This is a genomic window from Rhodovulum sp. (assembly GCF_011048875.1).
Classification (GTDB): Bacteria; Pseudomonadota; Alphaproteobacteria; order Rhodobacterales; family Rhodobacteraceae; genus Rhodovulum; species Rhodovulum tesquicola.
Map to the genome: position 1 here is coordinate 1 of NZ_DSDD01000428.1, position 8,078 is coordinate 8,078.

Sequence of the window (8,078 nt, forward strand, 5' to 3'; positions counted from 1 at the left end):
ACCAAAGCCCCCTCTGCCCCGATCCTGTGAAAGCGCGCAAACCGTAATTGAGCGAGGCGTGGCTTACAACGGTTTTTGCCAGATGTCGGCTTTCACTTGCGCGTCAGTCTGCTAAGTGACGGGCGTGCATCGAGGGACTGCCCATGGCCGAGAACTTTCGCCTGACACTGGCCCAGCTGAACCCCACCACCGGGGCGCTGGCCGAGAATGCCGCAAAGGCCCGCGCCGCCTGGGAACAGGGCCGCCGCGCGGGCGCCGACATGGTCGCGCTGCCTGAGATGTTCCTGACCGGCTATCAGGTGCAGGATCTGGTGCTGAAACCGGCCTTCACCGCCGATGCCATGGCCCATGTGGACGCGCTGGCCCGCGATTGCGCGCAGGGCCCCGCGCTGGGAATCGGGGCGCCCTTTGCCGCGCATGGGCATCTCTACAATGCCTATTACATCTGCCAGAACGGCGCGGTCACCGCGCGGATCTTCAAGCATCACCTGCCCGATGGCGGCGTGTTCGACGAAAAGCGCGTCTATGACAGCGGCCCGATCAACGGCCCCTACACGGTCGGCCCGGTCCGCATCGGCACGCCGATCTGCGAGGATGCCTGGTTCGAGGATGTGGCCGAGGCGCTGGCCGAGACGGGGGCCGAAATCCTGCTGGTGCCCAACGGCTCGCCCTATCACCGGGGCAAGGCCGACCTGCGGCTGTCGCACATGGTCGCCCGCGTGGTCGAGACCGGGCTGCCGCTGGTCTATCTCAACCTCGTCGGCGGGCAGGACGATCAGGTGTTCGACGGCGGCTCCTTCGTGCTGAACCCGGGCGGGGAACTGGCCATGCAGGCCTCCGTCTTCGACGAGGCCATGATCCATGTCGGTTTCACCCGCACCGCGCAGGGCTGGCGGGCCCAAACCGGGGCGCGCGCGGTTCATCCCGACGCGTGGGAACAGGATTACCGCGCGATGGTCGTGGCGCTGGGCGATTACCTCGCTAAAAGCGGGTTTTCCCGCGTCCTGCTGGGGCTGTCGGGCGGCATCGATTCCGCGCTGGTCGCCGCGATTGCCGCCGATGCCATCGGCCCGGCGAATGTGCGCTGCGTGATGCTGCCCTCGGAATACACCTCCCCCGCCTCGCTGGAGGATGCCGCCGCGGTGGCCCGCGCGCTGGGCTGCCCGCTGGACGAGGTGCCGATCGACGGGCCCCGCGCCGCCGTCACCCGGGCGCTGGCGCCGCTGTTCGCGGGCACAGCCCCCGACATCACCGAGGAAAACATCCAGTCCCGCCTGCGTGGGCTGATCCTGATGGCGCTCAGCAACAAGTTCGGCGAGATGCTGCTGACCACCGGCAACAAGTCCGAGGTGGCGGTGGGCTATGCCACGATCTATGGCGACATGGCGGGGGGCTACAACCCGATCAAGGATCTCTACAAGACACGCGTCTTCGAGACCTGCCGCTGGCGCAACGCCAATCACCGCGACTGGATGCAGGGCCCGGCGGGCGAGGTGATTCCGCCCCGCGTGATCGACAAGCCGCCCTCGGCCGAGTTGCGCGCGGACCAGAAGGACGAGGACAGCCTGCCGCCCTATCCGGTGCTGGACCGCATCCTTCAGGGGCTCATCGACGACGAGAAATCGGTGGGCGAACTGGTGGCCGATGGGCTTGACCGCGAGATGGTGAAGAAGGTCGAGCGGCTGGTCTGTCTCAGCGAATACAAGCGCTTCCAGGCCGCTCCGGGCGCCCGCCTGACGCCCCGCGCGTTCTGGCTGGACCGCCGCTATCCCATCGTCAACCGCTGGCGCGACCCGACCTGAGGCAGGCCGCGCCCGGCCACTCAGGGCGTGGTCGTCACCGCGCAGCGCGCGAAAAGCGCCTCGGTGTCCTCGCGGGTGCACAGCCTCGTCGCATCGGTCATCACCGCCGCACTTGCCGCCGCCACGCCCCAGCGCAGCGCGGTCGCCAGATCCTCGCCCCGGCTTAGCGACAGGACAAAGGCGCCCAGGAAACTGTCGCCCGCCCCCACCTTGGAGCGGACCGGCACCGGCGGCGTCACCGCATGCAGCCGCACCCCCTCGGCGGCCAGCACCGACCCGTCCGCGCCACGTCCGACCACCACCACGGACGCGACGCCGCGCGCCACCAGCCCGGCCGCAAAGTCCGCTTTCTCGGCGCGGCTGTCCAGCGCCAGCCCCGACAAGGCCCGCGCCTCGCCCTGATCCATCCGCAGCAGGAAAGGCGGCACCTCCGCCCCCTCGGCCAGCCGCGCCAGCGCCGGCCCCGACGTGTCCACGATCAGCCGTGCGCCCCGCGCCGCCAGCTTCGCCCCGATGCACCCCGCGATGTCGTCCGGCAACCCGTCCGGCACGCTGCCCGACAGCACCACATGCCCGCCCTCCGGCACCGCCGTCGTGATCGCCGCCAGCACCGCCTTCAGCCCCGCCGCGTTCCATTCCGGCCCCGGCAGCACGAAGCGGAACTGCCGCCCCGTCGCCTCCTCCATCACCGCAAGGCTCAACCGCGTCTCGCCCGGCGCCTGCAACGGGATCAGGCGGATCCCCTCGCCCTCCAGCAGGCAGCGCAGCTTGTCGCCGTTATGCCCGCCCAGCGCCACCAGCGCCCGGCTTTCGCCGCCCAGCAGCCGGATCGCGCGGGCCACGTTGATCCCGCCCCCGCCCGGATCGGTGACCGGCGGGGCGCAGCGCAGCTTTTCGCCCGGCACGACATGATCGACCGCGGTCGAGATATCCACGGTCGGGTTCAGCGTGACGGTCAGGATGTCCGGCATCGGGCACGGCCCCCCCATTGGCAAGTCCGGGGCGAGAGTGCCACCCCCGCCCGCCGAGGCCAAGCCCGTTTCCGCGCCGATCAGCCCGGCATCATCTGATAACTTGCGGGCACATAGCGGAACCCCTCGCTGCGCGCCTCGACGAAACCGAAGCCGGGGAAGGGCATGTGATAGCCGATGAACGGCACGCCATCCGCCGCCATCATCCCCAGCATCCGCCGCCGCGTCGCCGCCGCCGCTTCCTTGTCGCGGTCGAACCGCACCTCCCAGTCGGGATAGCCCAGCGACCAGACATGGTGATTGGCGAAATCCGCCGCGATCACCAGTTGCCGCCCGTCGCTTTCCAGCATGTAGGCCATGTGCCCCGGCGTATGCCCGAAGGCCGCCATCGCCGTCACACCCGAGGCGACCGCCCCGCCATCGTCCAGGAAAGTCATCCTCTCGGCCAGCGGCCGCACCCTGGCCTCGAACGTCTCGTCGCCCGCCATCTCCCAGGCGTCGAACTCGACCTGGCCGGTATAATAGGCCGCATTGGCGAAGGTCTCGCCCGCCTCGCCCGACAGCCCGCCGATATGATCGCCATGCATGTGGGTGATCACCACCTTGTCGATCTGATCCGCGGAATAGCTCGCCGCCGCCAGAACGCCGGTGATTCCTTCGGGGTTCAGGCCGGTGTCGAACAGGACCAGTTCGGACCCGGTATTGACCACCGTGGGGGTGAAGAAGAACTGCGTCCTGTCCGCGGGGATCATGTTCGCCGCCGATGCCGCGGCGAAGTCTTCGGGGCTGGCATTCAGGCCGAAGATCGTCTGCGGATCCTCGACCGTCCGCGTCCCCGCCAGCAGAGTCGTGACCTCGAACCCGCCGAGCCGGAAGCGGTGGAATTGCGGCATGGCCGCACCCGGCATCGGCGCTGCGGCGCGCGCGGTTCCGGCGGTCGCGGCGGCCAGCGGCAGGGATGCGCCGGCCATCAGCGCCTGACGGCGGCTCAATCTCATCTCGGTCATGGCATCCTCTCCCTGGATTTTCCCGCCCACAGGATAGCTGGACCGCCGCCATTTGCCACGTCAACACCCCGCAAGAGGCGCATCCCCGCCCGCCCGCGCCTCGCACAGGGCCTGTGCGCTCACTCCCACCAGCGGTCGATCGCGGCGATGTCGTCGTCGGACCAGCCGAAATGGTGGGCGAATTCATGCACCAGCACATGCGCGACCAGCGCGGGCAGGTCCACATCCTCGCGCTCCACCCATTCATCCAGGATCGGCCGACGGAACAGCCAGATCGTGTCGGGCCGGTCGGGCTGGTCCATCACCGATTTCTCGGTCAGCGGGATCCCGTCATAGAGGCCGGTCAACTCGAACGGATCGTCGATCTCCATCTCGGCCAGGATGTCCTCGGGGGCGAAATCCTCGACCCGGATCGCCACCGCCAGCGCCGGGCCGCGAAACGGTTCGGGCAGGGCCTCGCGCGCCTCATGCGCCAGCGCGGCGATCTCGTCCAGGCTCGGCGGGGTGGTCAGCACGCGCAGCTCGGTCATGGGGCGGTCCTCTCTCGCTGTCCCTCATATGGACAAAACCCCGCTTCTGTGAAAGAGCGACGGCGTCCCAGGAGAATGCCCATGACCACCGTCACCCGCTTTGCCCCTTCGCCCACCGGTTTCCTGCATGTGGGCAACCTGCGCACGGCGCTGTTCAACTTCCTCATCGCGCGCAAGACCGGCGGGCAGTTCATCCTGCGGCTGGACGACACCGATGCCGAACGCTCGACGCAGGAATATGCCGACGGGATCATGCAGGATCTCGACTGGCTGGGCCTCGGCTGGGACCGGCTGGAACGCCAATCCGCCCGGCTGGACCGCTATCATGCGGCGGCCGATCAGTTGCGCGCGGCGGGGCGTTTCTACGAATGTTTCGAGACGCCGACCGAACTGGATCTCAAGCGCAAGAAGCTGCTGAACATGGGCAAGCCGCCCGTCTATGACCGCGCGGCACTTTCGCTCACGGACGAGGATCGCGCCCGGCTGCGCGCCGAACGCCCCGGCCACTGGCGGTTTCTGCTCGACCAGACGCGGATCGAGTGGACCGACGGCATCCTCGGCGAGATTTCCATCGACGCGGCCAGCGTGTCCGACCCGGTGCTGATCCGCGGCGACGGGCAGGTGCTCTATACGCTGGCCTCGGTGGTGGACGATATCGAGATGGGCGTCACCCATATCGTGCGCGGCTCGGACCATGTGACCAATACCGCGACCCAGATCCAGATCATCCAGGCGCTGGGCGGAACGGCGCCTGCCTTCGCCCACCATTCGCTGCTGACCGGCGCGCAGGGCGAGGCGCTGTCGAAACGCTTCGGCACCCTGTCGCTGCGCGACCTGCGCGCGCAGGGGGTGGAACCCATGGCGCTCCTGTCGCTGATGGCTCGGCTCGGCTCCTCGCAGCCGGTGGAACTGGCCGCCAGCATCGAGGAACTGGCCGCGGGCTTCGATCTCGGCCAGTTCGGCGCCGCGCCGACCAGCTTCAACCCGGCCGACCTCTTTCCGCTGACCGCGCGCCTCCTGCACGCTCTGCCGCTTGCGGCGGTGCAGGACGAGCTTGCGGCGCTGGGCGTGCCGGAGGCGCTGGCCGAAGGCTTCTGGTCGGTGATCCGCGAGAACATCGAGACCCGCGCCGGGATCGCCGAATGGTGGACCCTCTGCCGCGACGGCGCCGCGCCGCAGGTGGATGACGAAGACCGCGATTTCGTGGCCGAGGCGCTGGCGCTGCTGGAGCAGCCGCCCTATGACGCGACGACCTGGGCCAGCTGGACCGCCGCGGTCAAGGACAAGACCGGCCGCAAGGGCAGGGGCCTCTTCCTGCCGCTGCGCAAGGCCGTCACGGGCCGCAGCAGCGGCCCCGAAATGGCCGACCTGATGCCGCTTCTGCAGAAGAAACCGGGCTGAGGCGGTCGACCAGCCATCGCGACCCCGCCCCGGTCCCGAGCGAAAAAAGTCATATGGAATTCATATGGAAATCATATGGAATTCCGATTTCGGATCCGGGCCGTTTCCGGGCGCCGCCTCAGATATTCTCGAAGCGCGGCATGCCCAGGACGTGATAGCCTCCATCCACGGTGATGATCTCGCCCGTGGTGCAGGCCCCGAAATCCGAAGCCAGGTAAACCGCTGTTCCGCCTATACATTCCAGCGTCGCATTGGTCCCGAGCGGCGCATTCATCCCGGTATGCCGATAGGTCTTGCGCCCCCCCGCTATCGCCGCCCCCGCCAGCGTCTTCATCGGCCCCGGGCTGATCGCATTCACCCGTATCCCCTCTGCCCCCAAATCCGAAGCCAGATACCGAACCGCCGATTCCAAAGCCGCCTTGGCCACACCCATCACGTTGTAGAACGGCGTGACCCGGTTCGAGCCCTGGTAGGTCAGCGTCAGGATCGTGCCGCCGTTCGGCATCAAGGGCTGCGCGCGCCGCGCCACGTCGATCAGCGAATAGCATGAAATCGCAAGAGAATTCTTGAAGTTCTCGCGCGTGGTGTTGATGAAGCGCCCCGTCAGTTCCGTCTTGTCGGAATAGGCGATGGCGTGGATCACGAAATCGAGCCTGCCCCATTCGTCCTTCAGCCGCTGAAAGGCGTGCTCCAGCGAGGCGTCGTCGGTGACATCCACGTCCACAAGGAACGACGACCCGACGCTGGCGGCCAGCGGTTCGACCCGCCTGCCGAAGGCCTCGCCCTGGTGGGAAAACGCCAGTTCCGCGCCTTCGTCGGCCAGCGCCTTGGCGATGCCCCAAGCGATCGAGCGGCCGTTGGCGACGCCCATCACGAGGCCGCGTTTTCCCTTCATCAGCTCAGGCATGGGGCGTCATCCGTGAAACTTGCTGAAAACCAGGGTCGCGTTCGTGCCGCCGAAGCCGAAGCTGTTGGACAAAACGCTGTCGATCTCGACCCCTTCGCGCAACTCGGTCACGATCTCGCCTTCGCGGATTTCCGGGTCCAGCTCGGTGATATTGGCCGAGGCCGCGATGAAGCCCTTTTCCATCATGATCAGCGAATAGATCGCCTCATGCACGCCGGTTGCCCCCAGCGAATGGCCGGTCAGCGACTTGGTCGAGGCGATGGGGGGCATCGCATCCTCGCCGAAAACGGCGCGCACCGCCTTCACCTCGGTCACGTCGCCCGCCACCGTCGAGGTGCCATGCGCGTTGATGTAGTCGACCTTGCGGCCCTCGGGCAGCGTGGACAGCGCCAGCCGCATCGACCGCTCGCCGCCCTCGCCGGACGGTGCCACCATGTCATAGCCATCGGACGTCGCGCCATAGCCCGTGACCTCGGCATAGATCTTCGCGCCGCGCGCCCGGGCGTGCTCCAGTTCCTCCAGCACGACCGTTCCGCCGCCGCCCGCGATCACGAAGCCGTCGCGGGTGGCGTCGAAGGCGCGCGAGGCGGTTTCGGGCGCGTCGTTGTATTTCGACGACATCGCGTTCATCGCGTCGAACAGGCAGGACAGCGTCCAGTCCACCTCTTCGCCGCCACCGGCGAAGACGATGTCCTGCTTGCCCATCTGGATCAGTTCGGTGCCGTTGCCGATGCAATGGGCGGATGTCGAACAGGCGGACGTGATCGAGTAGTTCACGCCCTTGATCCGGAACGGTGTCGCCAGGCAGGCCGAGTTCGTCGACGACATGCAGCGCGTCACCATGAAGGGGCCCATCCGCTTGGGGCTGCCCTTTTCCTTGACGATCTGGTGCGCGGTGAAGAAGTTCGAGGTGGACGGCCCGCCCGAGCCCATGATCAGCCCCGTCCGCGCGTTCGAGACATCGCCCGGCTCCAGCCCCGCATCTGCGATGGCCTGCTCCATCGCAATGAAGTTGTAGGCCGCGCCCGCCCCCATGAAGCGCAGGTTGCGCTTGTCGATCAGCGCCTCCAGGTCGATCTGCGGGATGCCCGCGACCTGGCTGCGAAATCCGTTCTCGGCATAGACCGGCTCGAAGCGGATGCCGGACCGGCCGGCGCGCAGGCTGGCCTCGACTTCGGCGGCATTGTTCCCGATGGGCGAGACGATACCCAGCCCCGTGATGACGACGCGGCGCATGGCGCTCTCCTTCTTTCGCGACTCAGCTTTCCGAAAGGGCGACCTTCATGTCCTTGACATGATAGATCGTTTCGCCATCGGCTTCGACCCGGCCATCGGCCACACCCATGGTCAGGCGGCGGGTCTGCACGGCCTTGGTGAAATCCACGAAATAGGTCAGCATCTTGCGGTCGGGCCGGACCATTCCGGTCAGTTTCACCTCGCCCACCCCCAGCGCATAGCCC

Annotated in this window: 7 protein-coding genes and 1 pseudogene; 2 read left to right on the plus strand and 6 right to left on the minus strand. The window is 67.6% G+C overall.

The features are described 5' to 3' along the window. Window positions 1-143: 143 nt before the first annotated feature. Window positions 144-1,802 (plus strand): NAD+ synthase, encoded by a 1,659-nt coding sequence (locus ENN83_RS14590; RefSeq protein WP_287188180.1) that lies wholly within the window; start codon window positions 144-146, stop codon window positions 1,800-1,802. 20 nt (window positions 1,803-1,822) lie between these two features. On the opposite strand, the gene ENN83_RS14595 is transcribed toward ENN83_RS14590, so the two are convergent. From ENN83_RS14595 to ENN83_RS14605, 3 genes are all read right to left on the minus strand, one after another. After that, the gene (locus ENN83_RS14595; RefSeq protein ID WP_287188183.1) at window positions 1,823-2,773 is read right to left on the minus strand and encodes a 1-phosphofructokinase family hexose kinase; all 951 of its coding nucleotides are present in this window, start codon (window positions 2,771-2,773) and stop codon (window positions 1,823-1,825) included. Between the two features lie 80 nt (window positions 2,774-2,853). Further along, window positions 2,854-3,780 (minus strand): MBL fold metallo-hydrolase, encoded by a 927-nt coding sequence (locus ENN83_RS14600; protein WP_287188186.1) that lies wholly within the window; start codon window positions 3,778-3,780, stop codon window positions 2,854-2,856. 119 nt (window positions 3,781-3,899) lie between these two features. After that, window positions 3,900-4,310, minus strand: a complete 411-nt coding sequence (locus ENN83_RS14605; protein WP_287188189.1) for a metallopeptidase family protein — start codon at window positions 4,308-4,310, stop codon at window positions 3,900-3,902. 81 nt (window positions 4,311-4,391) lie between these two features. Here ENN83_RS14605 and gltX point away from each other — a divergent pair, with 81 nt between their 5' ends. Beyond that, complete coding sequence (gene gltX / locus ENN83_RS14610) at window positions 4,392-5,711, plus strand: glutamate--tRNA ligase (RefSeq protein ID WP_287188192.1); 1,320 nt, start codon at window positions 4,392-4,394, stop codon at window positions 5,709-5,711. 118 nt (window positions 5,712-5,829) lie between these two features. On the opposite strand, the gene ENN83_RS14615 is transcribed toward gltX, so the two are convergent. The 3 genes and pseudogenes from ENN83_RS14615 to ENN83_RS14625 all read right to left on the minus strand — a co-directional run. Further along, complete coding sequence (locus ENN83_RS14615) at window positions 5,830-6,618, minus strand: enoyl-ACP reductase FabI (protein WP_287188194.1); 789 nt, start codon at window positions 6,616-6,618, stop codon at window positions 5,830-5,832. A gap of 6 nt (window positions 6,619-6,624) precedes the next feature. Next, complete coding sequence (gene fabB, locus ENN83_RS14620; RefSeq protein WP_287188197.1) at window positions 6,625-7,854, minus strand: beta-ketoacyl-ACP synthase I; 1,230 nt, start codon at window positions 7,852-7,854, stop codon at window positions 6,625-6,627. Between the two features lie 22 nt (window positions 7,855-7,876). Continuing rightward, window positions 7,877-8,078 (minus strand): annotated as a pseudogene (locus ENN83_RS14625) (beta-hydroxydecanoyl-ACP dehydratase); the annotation flags it as partial.

Coding starts and splice junctions, on each gene's coding strand:
- ENN83_RS14590 (WP_287188180.1), top strand. CDS start 144: ATGGCCGAGAACTTTCGCCTGACACTGGCCCAGCTGAACCCCACCACC.
- ENN83_RS14595 (WP_287188183.1), bottom strand. CDS start 2,773: ATGCCGGACATCCTGACCGTCACGCTGAACCCGACCGTGGATATCTCG.
- ENN83_RS14600 (WP_287188186.1), bottom strand. CDS start 3,780: ATGACCGAGATGAGATTGAGCCGCCGTCAGGCGCTGATGGCCGGCGCA.
- ENN83_RS14605 (WP_287188189.1), bottom strand. CDS start 4,310: ATGACCGAGCTGCGCGTGCTGACCACCCCGCCGAGCCTGGACGAGATC.
- gltX (WP_287188192.1), top strand. CDS start 4,392: ATGACCACCGTCACCCGCTTTGCCCCTTCGCCCACCGGTTTCCTGCAT.
- ENN83_RS14615 (WP_287188194.1), bottom strand. CDS start 6,618: ATGCCTGAGCTGATGAAGGGAAAACGCGGCCTCGTGATGGGCGTCGCC.
- fabB (WP_287188197.1), bottom strand. CDS start 7,854: ATGCGCCGCGTCGTCATCACGGGGCTGGGTATCGTCTCGCCCATCGGG.